18 protein-coding genes and 1 riboswitch are annotated in these 20,383 nt (G+C 63.1%); of the genes, 15 read left to right on the top strand and 3 right to left on the bottom strand.

Annotation, left to right across the window (positions count from 1 at the left end):
* Positions 1 to 33 precede the first annotated feature (33 nt).
* A complete protein-coding gene (entS, locus tag LG385_RS18995; protein WP_225775494.1) occupies positions 34 to 1,269 on the top strand; it encodes an enterobactin transporter EntS in 1,236 nt (411 codons plus the stop codon).
* Positions 1,270 to 1,343: 74 nt separating this feature from the next.
* On the opposite strand, the gene fepB is transcribed toward entS, so the two are convergent.
* The gene (gene fepB, locus LG385_RS18990; RefSeq protein WP_225775493.1) at positions 1,344 to 2,321 is read right to left on the bottom strand and encodes a Fe2+-enterobactin ABC transporter substrate-binding protein; all 978 of its coding nucleotides are present in this window, start codon (positions 2,319 to 2,321) and stop codon (positions 1,344 to 1,346) included.
* 227 nt (positions 2,322 to 2,548) lie between these two features.
* Here fepB and LG385_RS18985 point away from each other — a divergent pair, with 227 nt between their 5' ends.
* From LG385_RS18985 to waaA, 5 genes are read left to right on the top strand one after another with little or no spacing between them, the layout of a single operon-like run.
* Positions 2,549 to 3,736, top strand: a complete 1,188-nt coding sequence (locus LG385_RS18985) for an isochorismate synthase MenF (protein ID WP_225775492.1) — start codon at positions 2,549 to 2,551, stop codon at positions 3,734 to 3,736.
* A complete protein-coding gene (locus LG385_RS18980; protein ID WP_225775491.1) occupies positions 3,737 to 5,371 on the top strand; it encodes a (2,3-dihydroxybenzoyl)adenylate synthase in 1,635 nt (544 codons plus the stop codon).
* 10 nt (positions 5,372 to 5,381) lie between these two features.
* The gene (locus LG385_RS18975) at positions 5,382 to 6,257 is read left to right on the top strand and encodes an isochorismatase family protein (RefSeq protein ID WP_225775490.1); all 876 of its coding nucleotides are present in this window, start codon (positions 5,382 to 5,384) and stop codon (positions 6,255 to 6,257) included.
* A 53-nt stretch (positions 6,258 to 6,310) separates the two neighbouring features.
* The gene (dhbA, locus tag LG385_RS18970; RefSeq protein ID WP_225775489.1) at positions 6,311 to 7,066 is read left to right on the top strand and encodes a 2,3-dihydro-2,3-dihydroxybenzoate dehydrogenase; all 756 of its coding nucleotides are present in this window, start codon (positions 6,311 to 6,313) and stop codon (positions 7,064 to 7,066) included.
* Positions 7,067 to 7,116: 50 nt separating this feature from the next.
* The gene (gene waaA, locus LG385_RS18965) at positions 7,117 to 8,388 is read left to right on the top strand and encodes a lipid IV(A) 3-deoxy-D-manno-octulosonic acid transferase (RefSeq protein ID WP_225775488.1); all 1,272 of its coding nucleotides are present in this window, start codon (positions 7,117 to 7,119) and stop codon (positions 8,386 to 8,388) included.
* 71 nt (positions 8,389 to 8,459) lie between these two features.
* Here the strand turns inward: waaA and LG385_RS18960 are convergent, their stop codons facing one another.
* Complete coding sequence (locus LG385_RS18960; protein WP_181113504.1) at positions 8,460 to 9,893, bottom strand: TolC family outer membrane protein; 1,434 nt, start codon at positions 9,891 to 9,893, stop codon at positions 8,460 to 8,462.
* A 102-nt stretch (positions 9,894 to 9,995) separates the two neighbouring features.
* Positions 9,996 to 10,102: riboswitch (TPP riboswitch) on the top strand.
* A gap of 139 nt (positions 10,103 to 10,241) precedes the next feature.
* Here LG385_RS18960 and thiC point away from each other — a divergent pair.
* Together thiC and cytX are read left to right on the top strand one after the other, a co-directional pair.
* Positions 10,242 to 12,128, top strand: coding sequence for a phosphomethylpyrimidine synthase ThiC (gene thiC / locus LG385_RS18955; protein ID WP_225775487.1), 1,887 nt, complete (start codon positions 10,242 to 10,244; stop codon positions 12,126 to 12,128).
* Between the two features lie 52 nt (positions 12,129 to 12,180).
* Entirely contained in the window at positions 12,181 to 13,479 is a 1,299-nt protein-coding gene (gene cytX / locus LG385_RS18950; protein ID WP_225775486.1) for a putative hydroxymethylpyrimidine transporter CytX, read from the top strand.
* Here cytX and LG385_RS18945 read toward each other — a convergent pair.
* The gene (locus LG385_RS18945) at positions 13,439 to 14,182 is read right to left on the bottom strand and encodes an RsiV family protein (RefSeq protein WP_181113500.1); all 744 of its coding nucleotides are present in this window, start codon (positions 14,180 to 14,182) and stop codon (positions 13,439 to 13,441) included. The genes cytX and LG385_RS18945 overlap by 41 nt on opposite strands.
* Positions 14,183 to 14,327: 145 nt before the next feature.
* Between LG385_RS18945 and LG385_RS18940 the strand changes: the two genes are divergently transcribed.
* The 7 genes from LG385_RS18940 to LG385_RS18910 all read left to right on the top strand — a co-directional run bounded on the left by LG385_RS18940 (position 14,328) and on the right by LG385_RS18910 (position 20,383).
* Positions 14,328 to 14,945 carry an NUDIX domain-containing protein gene (locus LG385_RS18940; RefSeq protein WP_181113498.1) on the top strand — a complete coding sequence of 206 codons (618 nt, stop codon included), beginning with the start codon at positions 14,328 to 14,330 and terminating at the stop codon, positions 14,943 to 14,945.
* Positions 14,936 to 15,388, top strand: a complete 453-nt coding sequence (locus LG385_RS18935) for a DUF1249 domain-containing protein (protein WP_181113496.1) — start codon at positions 14,936 to 14,938, stop codon at positions 15,386 to 15,388. The genes LG385_RS18940 and LG385_RS18935 overlap by 10 nt, the downstream gene beginning before the upstream one ends.
* A gap of 81 nt (positions 15,389 to 15,469) precedes the next feature.
* Complete coding sequence (cpdA, locus tag LG385_RS18930) at positions 15,470 to 16,282, top strand: 3',5'-cyclic-AMP phosphodiesterase (protein ID WP_225775485.1); 813 nt, start codon at positions 15,470 to 15,472, stop codon at positions 16,280 to 16,282.
* Positions 16,283 to 16,336: 54 nt separating this feature from the next.
* Positions 16,337 to 16,945 carry a YqiA/YcfP family alpha/beta fold hydrolase gene (locus LG385_RS18925; protein WP_225775484.1) on the top strand — a complete coding sequence of 203 codons (609 nt, stop codon included), beginning with the start codon at positions 16,337 to 16,339 and terminating at the stop codon, positions 16,943 to 16,945.
* A gap of 29 nt (positions 16,946 to 16,974) precedes the next feature.
* Positions 16,975 to 18,879 (top strand): DNA topoisomerase IV subunit B, encoded by a 1,905-nt coding sequence (gene parE / locus LG385_RS18920; RefSeq protein WP_225775483.1) that lies wholly within the window; start codon positions 16,975 to 16,977, stop codon positions 18,877 to 18,879.
* A complete protein-coding gene (locus LG385_RS18915) occupies positions 18,879 to 19,865 on the top strand; it encodes an esterase-like activity of phytase family protein (RefSeq protein ID WP_225776281.1) in 987 nt (328 codons plus the stop codon). Before parE ends, LG385_RS18915 begins: the two co-directional genes overlap by 1 nt.
* Positions 19,862 to 20,383, top strand: a complete 522-nt coding sequence (locus LG385_RS18910; RefSeq protein ID WP_225775482.1) for a TIGR02281 family clan AA aspartic protease — start codon at positions 19,862 to 19,864, stop codon at positions 20,381 to 20,383. Before LG385_RS18915 ends, LG385_RS18910 begins: the two co-directional genes overlap by 4 nt.

Below are 20,383 nucleotides of genomic sequence, written 5' to 3'. Positions count from 1 at the left end.
CCAAGGTAGAAACCTTTCCCCACCGTGGTGCCCATGAGTAAACCTTCACTGTTCATCGACCTGAGCCTGCTGAAAACGCACGCTGCGTTTCGGACCGTATTCATCGCCCGGCTGATCTCCATTCTTTCTCTCGGATTGCTGGCCATCGCTATCGCTGTGCAGGTGCAAAGCATTACCCAGTCGCCGGCTCAGGTTGGCCTGTCGGTCACGCTCACAGGGGCAGGCATGTTCCTGGGTTTGATCTTCGGCGGCGTGATGGCCGACCGGCACGAGCGGCGCCGGCTGATCCTTCTGTCCCGGGCCAGTTGTGGGCTGGGCTTTCTGGGCCTGGCGGCAAACGCAGCATTGCCCGAGCCTTCATTGCTGGCGATCTACGTATTGGGCTGTTGGGATGGCTTCTTTGGAGCTATCGGCGTAACCGCCTTGCTGGCAGCGACGCCGGTATTGGTAGGGCGAGAGAACATGGTGCGCGCCGGAGCCATCAGCATGCTTACCGTTCGCTTCGGTACCATCCTGTCGCCAGTGATCGGCGGTGTGCTGATCGCCCGTGGCGGCGTGCTGTGCAACTACCTCGCCGCCGCGCTGGGTACCTTGTTCACAGTGTTGCTGCTGTTGCGCCTGCCGGCTTTGCCTGCGCCGGCCGTTCAAAAAGAGCACCCGCTGCGGGCGCTGGTGAGCGGCTTCGCTTTTCTGGGTACAAACCGGGTGGTGGGCGCGGTGGCGTTGGTAGGCGCCCTCGTGACCATGGCGAGCGCGGTACGGGTGCTGTATCCCGCGCTTGCGCCCCACTGGGCGGTAAGTGCGAGCGAACTTGGGCTGATGTACGCCGCCACGCCCTTGGGTGCCGCCTTGGGCACCATCACCAGTGGGCGCGTGGGAGGTTATGCCCGGCCCGGCCGGTTGATGTTGCTCACCGCAATCGGCGCATTTGCCTGCATCGGCGTGTTCGGGCTGCTGCCGAATCTCCCGCTGGCATTGCTGTGCCTTGCAGTGTTCGGCTATTTGAGCGCGGTGAATGCCCTGTTGCAGTACGCCGTGATTCAGGCGCAAACCCCTGACGCATTGCTTGGGCGTATCAACGGCCTGTGGACCGCCCAGAACGTGTGCGGCGATGCCATCGGTGCCGCGTTGCTAGGCGCCCTGGGTTCGCTGCTGATGCCCGCGCCAGCGGCAACAGTGTTCGGCATCGCGGCAGTGGTGGCAGGGTTGCTGATCGCTGTGGGCATGACCGGGCTGCGGCGCCTGCGCTGTGAGGCGGTGAGCGCTTAGCGGCATTCAGCCTGGGCATGCCTGTTGCCGGAACCGCATGCCGCGTAGGAGTGGGCGTTGCCCGCGAACCCGACCTACCGGCCGAACGCCGCTTCCAGCCGATCCAGCAGGTGCCCGGAACTGTAGTAATCGAGGCGGAAGGTGTCGTTACCCAGCGCATACACCTGCTGATCTTTCACCGCAGGCAGGTGCGCGAGCAAGGTGTTGTCTTTGATAGCGTCGGCGTCGGCCTGCTCGCCGGCGAACATGAGCCAGGTTTTCCCGGTCAAGCCGCTGGCCAGGTGTTCTCCACCTATCTGAAGAATATCCTTGCGCTTGCCCTGGCTGATGACAGTGGGCAGGTCGGTGGGTGGCGGCGCGAGTTCAAACCCCAGCGATGCCAGCAGCCGACCTTGAGCAGACTCCGCCGTCCACAGGTTCGCCTGGCGTGCCGGCGCGTTGTACACAAATGCCGAAACCGGCTGCGGCGGCAACTTCAACCGCCCCTTGAGGGCAGCCACCCGTGCGTCGAAGTCGTTGATGCGCGCCACGGCCTGGGCTTCGTGGCCCGTGGCGCGGCCAAGCAGTTCCACCACGCCTTGCCAGCTATGGTCGTCGTAATCCACCACAAGTGTGGGGGCGATCGCGGAAAACTGCTCATACAGCGCCAGGGCCGAGTCGGCGCCCGAGGCGCTCACGATGATCAGGTCCGGCGCTTCGGCCGCCACCGCTTCAGCGCTGGCCTCGCCGATATACAGGCGTTTTACCTGGTGCTGCGCGGCTACGTCGCTCCACTGGCGAAAGAAGCCCTGGCTATCGGCGAAACGGTTATTGGGCGCGGTAGCCCCGCTGGCGACCACCGGCGCGTCAATGGCCAGCAACGAACCGGTAAGCGTCACGCTGGTGGACACGATGCGCTGTGGTGGTTGATCGAGCGTTACCACGCCATTGCGGGTGACAACCTTTCGTGGCCAGCCTTCCTCGGCCTGAACGCCAAGGGATAGCCCGGCCAGCGCAATGAATGCCAGCGCGGCGACGGTGCGACAAAACAGGCGGGGGGCACGCGAGATCATCCGAACTCCAGGCTATATGCGAAAGGCTCGCATTCTCCCCGCCACTCGGCCGCAGCGCAACCTGTGCATTCCCACGTAGCAGTAGCTGTTGCGTACATCTTTGTAATCAAAGCCTTACATCTCGGAACGGGCCGTTCCGCTCGCTTGCCATCATTGACAGTGGCACCCCGGGTACTTACCCTGAAATGGATTGATAACAATTCTCGTTAAGCTTTTGGTGACATTTAATGACCAAACTGACGCCGGCCGCGCACCTCTCTAACACAGAGGTAGCGGCCAAGGACCCCGAATTCCTGTTTCGCTCAGGCACCCGCTGCTTGCGCGGCCAAGGCGTGTTCTCGACTATCACCACTCCCGCCGCAGGTGCCGGGCGCGATGGCGGCGCCCTGCTTGTCGCGGTGGAGCAAGCGTTCGCCGACGCCCGAGCTGCGGGTATCGAGGAACCGGTGCTGATAGGTGCGATCCCGTTCGATACCACGCAGCCGTCTTGCCTTTATATTCCGCGCAAGCATCGCTGGATCGAAGGCGAGCCTGCGGCCATCGTGCCAAGCGTCGAGGCGACGTTGCCCGTAGTGGTGAGGCAGCGCAGCGTGCCTGACGAAGCAGGGTTCAAGGGGGCGGTAAGCCAGGCTATCGCCAACTTCCGCAGCAGCACCATTCGCAAGGCAGTGCTGTCGCGGATGTTGGAAGTGGAGCTTGACCAACCGGTGAAGGTCGAGGAAGTGCTTGGCCGGCTCGCGAGCCAGAACGCCCATGGCTACCACTTCCGCATTCCTCTGCCAGAGCAGGGCGAACTGATCGGCGTAAGCCCTGAGCTTCTGGTACGCAAGCGCGGTAGCCGCGTGTACAGCAACCCGCTGGCGGGCTCGGCCAAGCGCCGGGCGAACCCCGAAGAAGACCAGCGCACCGCAGAGGCCCTGCTGGATTCGGAAAAAGACCACTACGAGCACCGTCTGGTGATCGAGGACATCCGGGCAGTCATGGCGCCGGAGTGCAGCAGCCTTACCGTTCCGGATCAGCCGTCCTTGCTCAGCACGGCGGCCATGTGGCACCTGTCCACGGCCATCGAAGGCGAGCTGCGCGACCCCCGCCGCTCTTCGCTTCAGTTGGCGTGCCAGCTTCATCCCACCCCCGCCGTATGCGGCGCGCCTACCGACCTGGCCCGCAAGCTGATCAACCTCGTGGAGCCTTTCGAGCGAGGCTTGTTCACCGGCATGGTGGGCTGGTGCGACGCCGCCGGTAACGGGGAGTGGGTCGTGACCATTCGGTGTGGGACAGTCGTAGAGAACTGCCTGCGCCTGTTCGCCGGTGCCGGTATCGTCGAAGCATCCGACCCTGCGGCCGAGTGGGCCGAAACCCAGGCAAAACTGGGCACTATGCTGGCCGCGTGCGGCCTGGCCACGGAGAAGCACTGAATGACCATCGCCTTTACCCCCTGGCCCGCCGACCTGGCTGCCCGCTACCGTGAAAAGGGCTACTGGCTGGACGTGCCCATGACGCACATCCTTGAGCAGCAGGTTGCGGCTCGCCCGGACGCGCCCGCCATCATCTGCGGCGAGCGCACCTTCAGCTATGCCGACATTGATGCCAGTTCCACCCGCCTGGCGGCTGCGCTTTACCGCCAAGGCCTGCGCACCTATGACACGGCGCTGGTGCAACTGCCCAACGTGGCTGAATTCTTCGTCACTTACCTGGCCCTGCTCAAGCTGGGCGTAGCCCCAGTGAACGCGCTGTTCAGCCATCAGCGCCTCGAATTGCTGGCGTATGCGAAGCAAATTCAGCCCAAACTGCTAATCGGCTCGCTGAATCACGGCCTGTTCGCCAACGAGCAATTCCTGCAGGAATTACGCGAAGTGGCACCGGCCTTAGGCACAGTAGTATTGGACGCAGGCGCACACACGATGCCGTCGGGCGCGCTGAGCCTGGCTGATTGCCTGGCCGAGCCCGCGGACGGTTTTGTGGCGCAGCCTACTGCTGCCGATCAAGTTGCCTTTTTCCAGCTTTCGGGCGGCAGCACCGGCACGCCGAAGCTGATCCCGCGCACTCACAACGACTACTACTACAGCGTGCGCCGTAGCGTGGAAATCTGCGGGCTCAACCCTGCAACGCGCTTCCTTTGTGCCTTGCCCGCCGGCCATAACTACACCATGAGCTCCCCGGGTGTGCTGGGCGTATTCGTGGCGGGCAGCTGCGTGGTGATGGCCCGCGACCCGGAGCCGCTTAGCTGCTTCGCGCTTATCGAGCGCCACCAGGTGAACTGGGTACCGCTGGTACCGCCAGCCGTTGCCCTGTGGCTCAAGGAAGCACCCGCGCACCGGCAACGCCTGGCGTCGTTGAAGGTCATCCAGGTCGGGGGCGCGAACTTCGCCGAGGCGCTGGCGCGTCGCATTCCGCCAGAGCTTGGCTGCCAGTTGCAGCAAGTATTCGGGATGGCCGAAGGCCTGGTGAACTACACCCGGCTGGATGACGACGCCGAGCGCATCTTCACCACCCAGGGCTGCCCGATGAGCCCCGACGACGAAGTGCGGGTAATGGACGCGCAAGGCAATCAGGTACCTCAGGGCCAGCCCGGAATGTTGGCTACCCGCGGCCCCTACACCTTCAAAGGCTATTACCTGAGCCCGGAACACAATACCCAGGTATTCGACGCCGAGGGCTTCTATTACTCCGGCGACCTGGTAGAGCAGGACGCACAGGGCTACCTACGGGTAGTGGGGCGAGTGAAGGACCAGATCAACCGAGGTGGCGAAAAAATCGCCGCCGCCGAGGTGGAAAACCTGCTGTTGCAACATCCCGGCATCACCCATGCCGCCGTGGTGGCCATACCCGATGAACTCATGGGCGAAAAAAGCTGCGCCTGCGTGGTGGTCAGCGACACCAGCCTCAAGCCCGCCGCGCTTCGCAAGTATTTGCGCGCTCAGGGCGTGGCCGAGTTCAAGCTGCCGGATCGCTTCCAGTTCCTGGAGCAGATCCCCCTGACCGCAGTTGGCAAGATCGACAAGCAGCGCCTTCGCACCGCGCTTCAGGCTACTCACTCAGAACAGGTATAAGGTTCGTTCAATGGCTATCCCAAAACTGGCTTCCTACCCGCTGCCAACGCCAGACACCTTCCCGGCCAACAAGGTCAAGTGGACGCTGGAACCTTCCCGTGCCGTGCTGTTGATTCACGACATGCAGGCGTATTTCACCGCCTTTTACGGCGAAGACAGCCCGCTGGTGGCCGCGCTGATCGAGCGCATCGGCAAGGTACGCGACTGGTGCCATGCACAAGGCATCCCGGTGGTGTACACCGCGCAACCAACCGAGCAGAAGCCGGAAGACCGGGCCCTGCTCAATGACATGTGGGGCCCGGGCCTGACTACCGCAGACCCTGCCTTGCAGGATGTGGTCGCCCCGCTGGCCCCCGCGCGCAACGATACGGTGCTGGTGAAATGGCGCTACAGCGCCTTCCAGCGCTCGCACCTCGAAGACCTGATGAAGGAGTGGCACCGCGACCAGCTGCTGATCTGCGGTGTGTACGCCAACATCGGCTGCATGGTCACCGCCACCGACGCCTTCATGCGCGACATCCAGCCCTTCTTCATCGGCGATGCATTGGGTGATTTCTCCGAGGAAGAACATCGCCTTGCCCTTCGCTACGTGGCCACCCGCTGCGGCAGCGTGATTGGTTATCAGGCCGTGATCGGCGAAGCGGCCACGCGTTTTGATCAGGCCTGGCTGCTGGGCCAGCTCGAACCCTACCTGGATGCCGAGGATGACCTGCCTGAAGGCCCGGACAATCTGATGGATTACGGCCTGGACTCGGTACAGGTGATGACGCTCGTCTCGGCCTGGCAGCGCCAGGGCCTGAACGTCAGCTTCGCCGAGCTGGCGGGCCAGCCCACGCTGGATGGCTGGTTGAAGATCATTGCGAGCAAGCAGGCTCCGGCCGCCTGACCCTTCCTTGAACACGGCCAGGCTTGCACGCCTGGCCGCTGGAGCTTTTACGTATGAACACTCTGGATTTTGCCGGCAAACGTGTATGGGTCACGGGCGCGGGCCAAGGCATCGGCCTGCACACGGCGATGCGCTTTCAGGCCGCGGGAGCTGAAGTTGTTGGGCTGGACAAGCACTTCGCCGAGTCGGACTACTCGTTTCGCACGGTGGTAATGGATGTGACCGACCCCCAGCAGGTGGAGCAGGTGTGTCAGCAGTTGCTCAATGAGCGGCGCCGCGTGGATGTGCTGGTCAATGGCGCGGGCATTCTGCGCCTGGGCAACAGCGATGACCTTAGCCTGGAAGACTGGAATGCCTCAATGGCGGCAAACGCCACCGGGCCGTTCCTGTTGTTCCGCCAACTGGTGCCGGTGTTCAAGGCCCAGCGCAGCGGCGCCATCGTGAGCATCGCGTCCAACGCAGCCCATGTTCCACGCCTGAACATGGCCGGCTACTGCGCCTCCAAGGCGGCGCTGGTAGCCCTGAACAACTGCGTGGGCCTTGAGCTCGCCGCCCATGGCGTGCGCTGCAACCTGGTGTCGCCCGGTTCCACCGATACCCCCATGTTGCGCGCCATGGTGGGGGATGAGGCAGGCCTTCAGCGGCTGGTGGACGGGCTGCCGGAGCAGTACAAACTGAGCATCCCGCTGCGCAAGATCGCCCGGCCGGATGAAATCGCCAACACCGTGCTGTTCCTGGCCTCGGACCTGGCGAGCCATATCACCCTGCAGGACATCGTGGTGGACGGCGGCGCTACCCTTGCTGCCTGACGCGGCAGGGGCGGTGTAAGGGGAAGGGGCTTGGGGTACACTTTCGCGCCATGAACAGAACCCTCTATACCGCCCTGTTTCACCTCGGTTTGCCTTTGATCGCCGTGCGCCTCTGGTGGCGTGCGCGCCGTGCCCCGGCGTACGCCAAACGTATCGGCGAGCGCTTCGCCCATGGCCTGCCGCCCATGGCGAAGGGCGGGCTGTGGGTGCACGCGGTGTCGGTTGGAGAGAGCATCGCCGCAGCGCCGCTGGTGCGAGCGCTGCTGGAACGCTATCCCGACCTGCCGCTCACGCTCACCTGCATGACACCCACCGGCTCGGAGCGTATCCGTGCATTGTTCGAAGGCAACCCGCGGGTGCAGCACTGCTACCTGCCCTATGACCTACCTTGGGCAATGGGGCGCTTTCTCGACCATGTACAGCCCCGGCTTGGCATCGTCATGGAAACCGAGCTCTGGCCGAACCTGGTGAATCAATGCGCCAGGCGCGGTATTCCCGTGGCGTTGGCCAATGGGCGGTTATCCGCGCGGTCGGCGCGGGGTTATGCCCGTTTCTCCGGGCTTACCGCGCCCATGCTGCAGCAAATGAGCCTGCTCGCTGTGCAGACCGAAACCGAAGCGCAGCGTTTTCGTGACCTGGGCGCCCGGCCGGAAGCCGTGACTGTTACCGGCTCGATCAAGTTCGACCTGCACCCGGCCCCTGATTTGCCTGAGCGCGCTCAGGCGCTGCGCGCCCAATGGCAGGCGCTCGACCGCCCGGTGTGGATCGCGGCCAGCACACATCAGGGCGAGGACGAGATTATTCTCGCGGCGCACCGTGAGTTGCTGAGCACCCACTCCGATGCCTTGCTGGTGCTGGTACCCCGCCACCCTGAGCGCTTCGCACAGGTGGGTACCCTGGTGGAGCAAGCGGGCATGAGCGGCGCTCGTCGGGCGACCAACGAAGCAGTCGGGCCGGGTATACAGGTGTTGCTGGGCGATACCATGGGCGAGTTGCTGTTGCTGTACGGCACGGCGGACATCGCCTTCGTGGGCGGAAGCCTGGTCCCCAACGGTGGGCATAACCTGCTCGAACCCGCCGCGCTGACAAAGCCCGTGCTCAGCGGCCCGCACCTGTTCAACTTCCAGGACATCGCCGAGCGGCTGACCGACGCCAAGGCGTTGGAAGTGGTAGACGATGCCACCGGGCTGGCCGACGCCGTGCGCAACCTGATCGAACTGCCCCAGGCGGCTCGCCGCATGGGTGAGGCCGGCCTGGCGGTGATGCGTGCAAATCAGGGGGCGCTGGAGCGGCTGCTACAGGCAGTAGAAAAGCTGGCCTGACTCAACCCGCAACGGTTCGGTAGAAGCAAGCGAAGCCGTAGGCGGAGCCCGCGAAAAGGGGCTTCAGGCGCTCACCGATTCGGCTTGAGCAGCGCCTTCGCCTGGGCTTCCAGGTCGGGAGGAAGAAAGTCCTTGTCCGGGTTGTAGTTGGGGTTGAGGTACTGCCCCAGGTCTTGCAGGTCTTGCGGGCTCAAAGTGCCGGCGGCCTGCTTCAGGCGCAAGTTGTCGAGGATGTAGTCGTACCGGCTGTCGTTGTAGTCCCGCACGGAGGCATACAGCTGGCGCTGCGCGTCCAGCACATCGACGATATTGCGCGTGCCCACCTGATAGCCGATTTCGGTCGCTTCCACCGCGCTCTGGTTCGAAATGATCGACTGCTTGCGTGCCTTCACCAGTTCCACATCCGTGTTCACCGCCCGATGCAGGTTACGCGTGTCCTCCACCACCTGGCGGCGCAGGCCTTCGCGGCGGTATTCGCTCTGGCTGAAGCGTTGATAGGCCTCGCGAACCTGGGAGCTGGTCAGCCCGCCACTGTACAGCGGGATCTCCAGACGCAAACCGATGGTGCGCCGCTCTACATCACCGCCATACACCACGCCATTGTTCGACGGGTTGCTCAGCTCGAAATTATCGTTGTCACCTTTTTCGTACTGGGCAACCGCATCGAGCGTGGGCGCGTGCCCGGCTTTACGCTGACGCAGGGTTTGCTGCGCCGCGTCCACGGCGAAGTTACTGGCCAGCAGTTGCAGGTTCTGCTGGGTCGCGGTGTCTACCCAGGCACGAGCATCATTGGGCAACGGCGGTAGCACCGGCAGGGTATGGACCACGCCCTGCAAGGCGTTGTATTCCCGGTTGGTTAGGGTGATCAGCGCCTGAAAGGCATCGGATACCTGGCGCTCGGCCGTGCTGCGGTTGGCCCGGGCCGTGTCGTAGCTCGCCTGCGATTGCAGCGTGTCGGTCTTGTCGGTAAGGCCCACGTTAAACCGTTCATTGGACTGGTCCAGCTGCCGGCGGAAGGCATTCTCCTCGGCGCGCGCGGTCGCCAGCCCATCCTGGGCGCGCAGTACGGCAAAGTAGCGTTCAGCGGTTTGCAGAATCAGGTTCTGCTCGGTCGCCGACAATTCCAACCCGGCCTGCTCATCGGCGGCTTCGGCTGCCTTGAGCTGGAACCAGCGGTCGGCGCGGAAGATCGGCTGGCTCAGCGTGGCCCGATAAGACGTACCACTGCGGTTGGCGGTCATGGCGGGTTTGTCCAGCGCCTGGCGCGTGTCGTTCACGTCCGCGCCGGCCGACAGGTTCGGCAGCAGCCCGGCACGGGCCTGGGGAACGGATTCCTGGCGGGCGGCAAAATCGGCGCGGGAAGCCGCCAGGTCGGCGTTGTTTTCAACGGCCTGCTGATAAACGCTCATCAGATCGGTCTGGCTGGCCAGCGGCGCGGTCGCGGCCTGGGCCCCGGTAGCCAGCACGCCGATTGCACCTACCGCCATCCGTATCGCGCGAAACATAGTCAGTCCCTTGTCATGAATTCAGCCCAGCTTCGGACCGCTGGCGAGGCAGTATTATCCAGGGAGGTTGGCGTTGCCACTGGTATGTCGCTAGACTCTGCCTCGTTCTTGTCGGGGTGCCCCAAGCGAGGGGCTGAGATCGGATAATTCCGGATCCCGTTGAACCTGATCAGGTTGATGCCTGCGTAGGGAACAAGATTTCTCGCTTTCCCGGCGAGTCCTCTTGTGCTCGGTCCGGGAATGTCGTTTGCAAAAACGCATTGCTCCGTTCCGGCACAACTCCGCTGCCATAGGGCTATTCCGTTCCAGGTTCACTCCGACGCCCCTTTGCCTGGCTGGAGAACCTGTATGAGCGAACAACGCCACAACGCATCCCACCTCAGTGAGTCGGCCCAGGTCGACCAGCAATCGGTGCAACCTTTCCCGCGGTCTCGCAAGGTGTATGTGCAAGGCTCACGCCCCGACATTCGCGTGCCGATGCGGGAAATCAGCCTCGACGCAACACCCACGGATTTTGGCGGCGAGATCAACCCGCCGGTGTTCGTCTACGACACGTCCGGCCCCTACACCGACCCTTCGGCGCACATCGACGTGCGCAAGGGCCTGGCCGATGTGCGTTCAGGCTGGATCGACGACCGTGGCGACACCGAGCGTTTGCCCGGGCTGAGTTCCAGCTTCGGCCAGCAGCGCCTGGCGGATGCCGAGCTTACCCGGCTGCGTTTTGCCCATGTGCGAAATCCGCGCCGGGCGAAGGCGGGGGCGAACGTAAGCCAGATGCACTACGCCCGGCAGGGCATCATCACCGCCGAGATGGAATACGTCGCCATCCGCGAAAACATGAAGCTGCAAGAGGCACGAGCAGCCGGGTTGTTGGCCGAGCAGCATGCAGGTCACAGCTTCGGCGCCAACATCCCGAAAGAAATCACTGCCGAGTTCGTGCGCGATGAAGTGGCGCGGGGCCGCGCGATCATCCCCGCCAACATCAACCACACCGAACTGGAGCCGATGATCATCGGCCGCAACTTCCTGGTTAAGATCAACGGCAACATCGGTAACAGCGCCCTGGGTTCCTCGATCGAAGAAGAAGTGGCCAAGCTCACCTGGGGCATCCGCTGGGGCTCGGACACCGTGATGGACTTGTCCACCGGCAAACACATCCATGAAACCCGCGAGTGGATCATCCGCAACTCCCCGGTGCCTATCGGTACTGTGCCTATCTACCAGGCATTGGAAAAGGTAGGGGGCGTGGCCGAAGACCTGACCTGGGAGTTGTTCCGCGACACGCTGATCGAGCAGGCGGAGCAGGGCGTGGACTATTTCACCATCCACGCTGGCGTGTTGTTGCGCTACGTGCCCCTCACGGCAAAACGGGTAACCGGGATTGTCAGCCGTGGCGGTTCGATCATGGCCAAATGGTGCCTGGCCCATCATCAGGAGAACTTCCTGTACACGCATTTCGAAGAGATCTGCGAAATCATGAAGGCCTACGATGTGAGCTTCTCGTTGGGTGACGGCCTGCGCCCGGGCTCCATCGCCGATGCCAACGACGCCGCGCAGTTCGGTGAGCTGGAAACGCTCGGCGAATTGACCAAGATCGCCTGGAAGCACGATGTGCAGTGCATGATCGAGGGCCCGGGCCACGTGCCCATGCAGCTGATCAAGGAGAACATGGACAAGCAGCTGGAATGCTGTGACGAGGCGCCGTTCTACACCCTTGGGCCACTCACCACCGACATTGCGCCCGGCTACGACCACATCACTTCGGGCATTGGCGCCGCGATGATCGGCTGGTTCGGCTGCGCCATGCTGTGCTACGTCACTCCCAAGGAGCACCTGGGGCTGCCGAACAAGGATGACGTGAAAACCGGGATCATCACGTACAAGATCGCCGCCCACGCCGCCGACCTCGCCAAGGGGCACCCCGGCGCGCAACTGCGCGATAACGCGTTGTCCAAGGCGCGCTTCGAATTCCGCTGGGAAGACCAGTTCAACCTCGGGCTGGACCCCGACACGGCCCGGGCCTACCACGACGAAACCCTGCCGAAGGAATCGGCCAAAGTCGCGCATTTCTGCTCCATGTGCGGGCCGAAGTTCTGCTCGATGAAAATCACCCAGGAAGTACGTGAGTATGCCGCCAACCAGATCCCCAGCGTGGAAGTGAGCGCTGAAGAAGGGATGCGCCAGCAAGCGCAGCGGTTCAAGGCTGAAGGTAGCCAGCTGTATCAAAAACTCTGACCCGTGCGCCTGGCATGGCCAGGCGTTCTCCCTTGCTCGCGAGAAACACCCAGTGACTCAATATTCCCCTGATATTCCCGTTACCCAGGAGCGCCGCGTATTCGGCGCTCGCGACCTGTTTACGCTGTGGTTTTCCCTCGGTGTGGGCCTGATGGTGCTACAGACCGGCGCGTTGCTTGCGCCCGGGCTGGGCCTGGCCCATGGATTGTTGGCGATTGTGCTGGGCACGCTGGTAGGTGTGCTGTTGCTGGCCGCCGCTGCGGTGATCGGCACGGACACTGGCCTGTCCGCCATGGCCTCGCTGAAAACCAGCCTTGGCCGTCATGGCGCAGCATTGCCCGCCATGTTGAACCTGCTTCAGCTCATAGGCTGGGGCGCGTTCGAGCTGATCGTGATGCGGGACGCAGCGAGCCTTTTGGCGACCACGCGGTGGGGCGAGGCCAGTGTGTGGGCCAATCCATTGCTTTGGACGCTTGCGTTCGGCGCATTGGCAACCCTGCTGGCAGTGAGCGGGCCGCTGACCTTCGTGCGTCGTGTATTACGCAAGTGGGGGATCTGGCTGCTGCTGGCGGCGTGTGTCTGGCTTACCTGGAACCTCTTTGCCACCGCCGACCTGGCAGGCCTGTGGCAGCGCGCTGGCGATGGCTCGCTGGCATTCGCGGCAGGCTTCGACATTGCCATTGCCATGCCGCTGTCCTGGCTGCCACTGATTGCCGACTACTCGCGCTTCGGCCGTTCGGCGGGCAAAGTGTTCAAGGGCACCGCGCTGGGCTTCCTGCTTGGCAATGTGTGGCTGATGGGCCTCGGCGTCGCCTACACGCTCGCCTTCGCGCCCAGCGGCGAAACCAATGCGCTGTTGCTGGCACTGGCAGGTGCCGGGCTGGGCATCCCGCTGTTGCTGATTCTGCTGGACGAATCGGAGAACGCCTTCGCCGATATCCATTCCGCAGCGGTATCCAGCGGCCTGCTGGTGCGGCTGAAAGTGGAACACCTGGCGGTTCTGGTGGGGGTTGTGTGCACCCTGATCGCCGCGTTCGCCCCGCTGGCCCAGTATCAGAACTTCCTGTTCCTGATCGGCTCGGTGTTCGCGCCGCTGTTCGGCGTGGTGCTGGTGGACCATTACCTGCTACGCCAGCGCCGCGCGCCAAACGCCTGCCCCACGTGGCGAGGCGCTGCGCTGGTGGCCTGGGGCGCGGGTATCGTGCTTTATCAAGCCTTGGCCCATTACTGGCCAGACCTTGGCGCAACGCTGCCCTCGCTGATACTTGCCGGGCTGCTGCATCTGGCGCTTTCGAAGGTACTGGGCCCGGTCAGCGGCGGGGGCGTAGCTCCGGCCGGATCACCCCGTTGAGGCGCGCATAAGGAATCTTCAGCTCTACGTGCCCCATGGCATACGGGGCGATGCTATAAACATTGTATTTGAGCACGACGGCGTCGGATGCCAAGGCAATGTTTTCGGTGCGCTGGAAGGGCCAGTTCTTGACGAATTCGGCGTCCTGGTCCAGCTTTTGGGCTATCAGCCAGCCCCGGTGGGCTTCCTGGGCCGCCAGCCAGAATGTGGCTTCCTGGCCTGGAACCACCATATCGGCCAGCGTCAGTGCCTTGTGCTGCTGGCGCGACCAGGTCACGAACCCTCTGCCCGGCAGGCCATGGGCGCCGCCGGTGTCCAGGTAGCTGGACAGCTCCACGATCACCAGCCCGTCATGCTGTTCCCTTACCTTTGCCTGCAGGTAAGTGGAATAGCTGGCCTGGGCCGTACTCAGAAATTGCTGTTCATACGCCGGTAATGAGGTTGCCGGCGCCAGGTCAGGGTTGTCGCGGGTCATTTGCAGCAGGCGCTGCTGTACCAGCGTGTCGAGCGCCGGTTCATCGGGAAAATGCACGGTATCCAGGTTCACCAACGGGCAATCTGCGGTGGTGCAGCCGGGCTTGATGTGCTCCCAGGCCTCGCGCTCGGTTTTCAACGGTTTGTCGTAATCGGGTTGAAAAAGGCTTTGGCAGGCGCCAAGACTCAACGCGAGAAGCGCCAACGCTGAAACTTTCAAGGGTGACATGGAATTCCCTGGCAATGATGAAGTCGGGGTTGGACTATAAACGCAACGATGAGTTCGCCATAGGCTTGGGCGCTCTGGATCAGGCACGCGGGTTGCACGCCACTGAAGGAAGATGCAACTTTGATGATGGAAAAAGAGGATTCGTATGACAGACGCTAACCATTCGTTGCCAACAAAGGTCGAGATTACCCGGCGCGAGAACTGCTTCACCGGTTTCTACAAGGTCGACAAGCTGTTCCTGCGCCACGAGTTGTTTGCCGGTGGGCTAGGCAAGGAAATCAGCCGGGAATTGTTCGTCCGCCATGACGCCGTGTGTGTGCTGCCCTACGACCCCCAGCGCGATGAAGTGGTGCTGATCGAACAGTTCCGGGTAGGCGCGATGGGCAAGGTGGGCAACCCCTGGTTGATCGAGATGGTTGCTGGTCTGATCGACAAGGATGAAACCCCCGAAGCGGTTGCGCACCGCGAAGCGGAGGAGGAAGCTGGGCTGGAATTTCAAGCGCTGTGGCCGATAACCAAGTACTTCCCTTCGCCTGGTGGCAGTGATGAGTACGTCCACCTGTACCTGGGGCGTTGCACCAGCGAAGGGGCCGGTGGATTGCACGGGCTGGAGGAAGAGGGCGAGGACATTCGCGTACGGGTGTGGGCATTCGAGGATGCGCTGCAGGCGGTACGGGATGGCAGGATCATCAATGCGGCCGCGCTGATCGCCATTCAATGGCTGGCACTGAACCGCGAAGAAGTCAGGGGGTTGTGGAAGTGAATCTGTTGCGCGAACGCTACCGGGTCGATCTGGCCGGGTTGCAGGCGGCCTGCGAGGCCAACTACGCACGCCTGATGCGGCTGTTGCCTGGCATGCGTGGCGAGCAGCGTTCGCGCCAGATCGGCATGACCCAGGGCGACCAGGCCCTGGGCGTGCTGAGTATCGAAGTGACCCAGGCCAGCCCTTACACCACCACCTTGAGCGTTAGCCAGAAGCACAGCTTGCCGTGGCTGCCGGTGCCTCGGATGGAAGTGCAGGTGTACCACGACGCACGCATGGCCGAAGTGATCGGCGCCCAGCACGCCCGACGTTTTCGCGGCATCTATCCCTACCCCAACGCGGCCATGCACCAGCCCGATGAAAAAGCCCAGCTGAATCTTTTCCTGGGGGAGTGGCTGAGTCATTGCCTGGCGTGTGGCCACGAATACGAGCACGTCAGGTAGGAAATGGCGCGCTACCCGCATATCGCGCTTTTCTTATAACCGCACCATAATCCCCCCAGTATCCGTACCGGGAGACGGCCCTTGCCGAACCGCCAACTCACATCTGAATCCTCTGTGTTGCTACTGCAACTGACCGACAGCCATCTTTTTGCCGAGGCCGAGGGTACGTTGCTGGGCATGAACACCGCCGACAGCCTGCGTCAGGTCATGGCGCGAGTGATGGCCGAGCAGCCGGCCGTGGACCTGATGCTCGCCACCGGCGACCTGTCCCAGGACGGCACGCTTGAATCGTACAAGCGCTTCCAGGAAATGACCGCCAGCATCGATGCGCCGCACCGCTGGATGGCGGGCAACCACGATGAAGCAACCGTCATGGCGGATCATTTCGGCCACACCGAGCTGATGGAGCAGGTGGTCGATATCGGTAACTGGCGCATTACGCTGCTGGATTCGTCCGTATCAGGTTCTGTTCCAGGTTGGCTTGCGGACAGCCAGTTGACGCTGCTGGAAGCTGCCCTCAGCGGCGCGCCAGAGCGGCATCACCTGGTGTGCCTGCACCACCATCCCGTTTCCATCGATTGCAAATGGATGGAGCCCATTGGCCTGCGCAATGCTGACGCTTTTCTCGCGATCATTGACCGCTATCCACAAGTTCGGGCACTGCTCTGGGGGCATATCCACCAGCACCTGGACCGCGAGCGCAACGGCGTGCGCCTGCTGGCCACGCCTTCGACATGCGTGCAGTTCGAGCCATTGAGCGAAGATTTTTCCGTTGACCGCGTAGCGCCGGGCTACCGTTGGCTGCAACTGCATCCGGATGGCCGCCTGGATACCGCTGTTTCGAGGGTGCCGGATTTCGAATTCGCACCAGGCTTCGGCGGCAGCGGCTATTGATTCTGTACGGCTGAGATACACTCGGCCGTTTCGATTTATCCGCAGGAGGCCCGCGTGGCCGCTTCTATCTTATATATCCACGGGCTGAACAGCTCACCGGCCTCGCAGAAGGCGCGCCAGCTTATTGCCGCTGCGGCGCAGGTCGATCTGCACGACCGCTTGCAGGTGCCGGCGCTGCATCACCATCCGCGGCAGGCCATGCTGCAGTTGGAAGAGGCAATTGTAACCCTGGGTGAACCGTTGCTGGTCGGTAGCTCCCTTGGCGGCTACTATGCGACCCACCTGGCACAGCGGCACGGGCTGCGTGCCCTGCTGATCAACCCGGCGGTGAATCCGCATAGGTTGTTCGACGGCCACCTTGGGATGCAGCGCAACCATTACACAGGCGAGCAGTGGCAACTCACTGAAAGCCACGTGCACGCCTTGGCTGATTTTGAGGTGCCACCACCCGTAGCCGGAGCACGTGTTCAGGTGTGGCTGCAAACCGGGGACGAAACCCTCGACTACCGGCGTGCCGAAACGTTTTACCAAGGCTGCACCGTGGATGTGCGCCCGGGTGGCGATCATGGCTATCAAGGCTTCGCCCAGCGCCTGCCGGAACTGTTCCTGTTTGCCGGCCTGGAGCCAGCACGCTGCGCTGCCATCGACCTGGCCGCCCTGTGAACCTTTATTACGATTGACGAAGAGAACCCATGGCCACTCCCAGCGCTAGCTCTTATAACGCCGACGCCATCGAAGTCCTCTCGGGCCTCGACCCGGTGCGCAAACGCCCGGGCATGTACACCGACACCCAGCGGCCCAACCACCTGGCCCAGGAAGTCATCGACAACAGTGTGGACGAAGCCCTGGCGGGGCATGCCACGTCCATTCAGGTCATTCTGCACGCCGACCACTCCCTCGAGGTAATCGACGATGGCCGCGGCATGCCCGTGGACATTCACCCCGAGGAAGGCGTCCCGGGCGTTGAATTGATCCTCACCAAGCTGCATGCGGGCGGCAAGTTCTCCAACAAGAACTACCAGTTCTCCGGCGGCCTGCATGGTGTGGGCATCTCGGTGGTCAACGCTTTGTCCACGCTGGTGCGCGTACGGGTGAAGCGCGACGGCCAGGAATACGAAATGTCCTTCGCCGACGGCTTCAAGGCCAGCGACCTCAAGGTCATTGGTACCGTGGGCAAGCGCAATACCGGCACGAGCGTGTATTTCTCGCCCGACCCGAAATACTTCGATTCGCCAAAGTTCTCCATCAGCCGCCTCAAGCATGTGCTCAAGGCCAAGGCCGTGTTGTGCCCGGGGCTGTCGGTCACCTTCGAAGACAAGGCCAGCGGCGAGAAAACCGAATGGCACTACGAAGATGGACTGCGCTCCTATCTGGCCGATGCTGTCAGTGATTTCCAGCGCCTGCCGGCCGAGCCGTTCTGCGGCAGCCTGGCCGGTAACAAGGAAGCCGTGGACTGGGCGCTGCTGTGGTTGCCCGAAGGCGGCGATTCGGTCCAGGAAAGCTACGTCAACCTGATCCCCACCGCCCAGGGCGGCACGCATGTGAACGGGTTGCGCCAAGGCTTGCTCGATGCCATGCGCGAGTTCTGCGAGTTTCGCAACCTGCTGCCGCGCGGGCTGAAGCTGGCGCCGGAAGACGTGTGGGAGCGGATCGCCTTCGTGCTGTCCATGAAAATGCAGGACGCACAGTTCTCGGGGCAAACCAAAGAGCGGCTGTCCTCTCGCGAGGCCGCGGCGTTCGTGTCGGGCGTAGTGAAAGATGCCTTCAGCCTTTGGCTCAATGCCCACCCGGAACTGGGCCTGCAATTGGCCGAACTGGCGATCAACAACGCCGGTCGCCGGCTGAAGGCCAGCAAGAAGGTCGAGCGCAAGCGCATCACCCAAGGCCCGGCACTCCCGGGCAAGCTCGCCGATTGCGCTGGTCAGGATCCGGCCCGCGCCGAGCTGTTCCTGGTGGAAGGGGATTCGGCCGGTGGCTCTGCGAAGCAGGCGCGCGACAAGGAATTTCAGGCGATCCTGCCGCTGCGCGGGAAGATTCTGAACACCTGGGAAGTGGACGGCAACGAAGTGCTCGCCAGCCAGGAAGTGCACAACATTGCCGTGGCCATCGGGGTAGACCCTGGCGCCAGCGACATGAGCCAGCTGCGCTACGGCAAGATCTGCATCCTTGCCGACGCGGACTCCGACGGGTTGCACATCGCCACGCTGCTGTGCGCCCTGTTCGTGCAGCACTTCCGCCCGCTGGTGGACGCAGGCCATGTGTACGTGGCCATGCCACCGCTGTACCGCATCGACCTGGGCAAGGAGATCTACTACGCCCTGGACGAAGCCGAGCGCGACGGCATTCTCGATCGCCTGGTGGCCGAGAAGAAACGCGGCAAGCCCCAGGTAACGCGCTTCAAGGGGCTGGGTGAAATGAACCCGCCGCAGCTGCGTGAAACCACCATGGACCCGAACACCCGGCGCCTGGTGCAGCTCACTCTGGATGATTTCGCCCAAACCAGCGAAATGATGGACATGCTGCTCGCCAAGAAGCGCGCGGGCGATCGCAAGAACTGGCTGGAAGCCAAGGGCAACCTTGCCGAGGTGCTTAGTTGATCCGTGCCGCGTTCGCGGCCTGGTTGTTGCTCGGTAGCATCGCGATCGCCCAAGGGGGCGAAGCGGTGCCCGAACTCACCTTGCAGGGCGAATACCCAGTGGAAGGCATGCGCGGCGGTAACCTGTCCGGCCTGGCATTGTGCGCGGGCGAGTTATGGGCCGTGTCAGACCGCGACGACGATCAGGTATACCGCATGGACCGTACAGCGGCAGTGTGGCAAAGCCGGCCGCTCGCCTTCGAAGCGCCAGCTGCGCCTGACATGGGCTTACCCTGGAGCATCGTGCTTCGGGCTACGGCGGCCGGCTGGATCCGCGGCGGTAGCCAGGATTTCGAGGGCATCGCCTGTGATAACCAGCAGCAGCTGTATCTGGTAAGCGAAGCCAAAGCCAGTGTGCTGCGCGTTACCCAGAGTGGCGACGCGCAGTGGTTGCCTCTGCCGGCCGGTATGGTGGCCGAGGCGCGTCAGCAGGGGCTGTTGCATCACTTCAACGCGATCTTCGAAGGGCTTGCCATTACACCTGACGGCAAGCGCTTGTGGCTGGCGGCGGAGCGCGAGCAGCGCGGCCTGCTGGGGTTGGCCTTGGGCACGGATGGCTGGGCGTGTGGAACACCTTGCGTGTTACTAAGCGAGGGCGGTTCGGAAGAGGTGCCACCACCGATGCGGATTGGCCTGAGCTACGCCAAGGACTTTTCGGACCTGGCGTACTTCAAGGAAAAGCTGTTTACGCTGGAGCGCAATGCCTACAAGGTTTGCCGACGCAACGCCGAAACGGCTGCGGTAGAGCGCTGCTGGTCCTTCGCGGAGGCGGGCTTGCAACCTTCAAGGCGTTACGAAAAACCCTACGGCCTGACCGAAGCCCTCGCACTGGATGACGACGGCGCCTGGATCGGTACGGATAACAACGACTGGGTGCGCGCCGACGGCGAGCAACGCCCTGTGGTATGGCGCTTCGCTGCGCCCGCCGGCGGCTGGGGCGCCCCGTGAATTCGCCTCCGGGCCGCCTGGCAGGGCGCTGGTTGCTGGCCTTGGCGTGGATCGCCGGGTTGTTCCTGGCGTCGCGCTTCTTCGGTGACTGGGAACAGAAGCAGGAAAACCCCAACCGGGAGGTGGCGTCCACGCACGGCGCCGGTTTTGTGGAGGTACGCCTGCAGGGCAATCGCCAAGGCCATTTTGTCGCGAACGGGCGGGTGAACGGCCAGGCCGTGAGCTTCATGATCGATACCGGCGCGACCGAAGTCGCGATTCCTTCCCAGGTGGCCGGCCGGCTCAGCCTTGAAAAAGGCGCCCCGGTGATGCTCAACACAGCCAACGGTGCCACCCAGGGTTACCGCACTCGGCTGTCGAGCCTGGAGCTGGGCGATATCCGCTTGGCTCAGGTGAGCGCCGTGGTGGTGCCCGGATTGCCGGGCGAACAGATATTGCTGGGCATGAGTGCCCTGAAACGACTTGAATTTACCCTGCGTGACGGCAACATGCTGTTGCGCCAGAACACCCAACGATGA

Origin of the sequence: Pseudomonas sp. Marseille-Q5115, from assembly GCF_916618905.1 — a bacterium.
Taxonomy (GTDB): domain Bacteria; phylum Pseudomonadota; class Gammaproteobacteria; order Pseudomonadales; family Pseudomonadaceae; genus Aquipseudomonas; species Aquipseudomonas japonica_A.
Note: the sequence above shows the minus strand (reverse complement) of the source record. Positions and strands in the feature narration are given on the sequence as shown.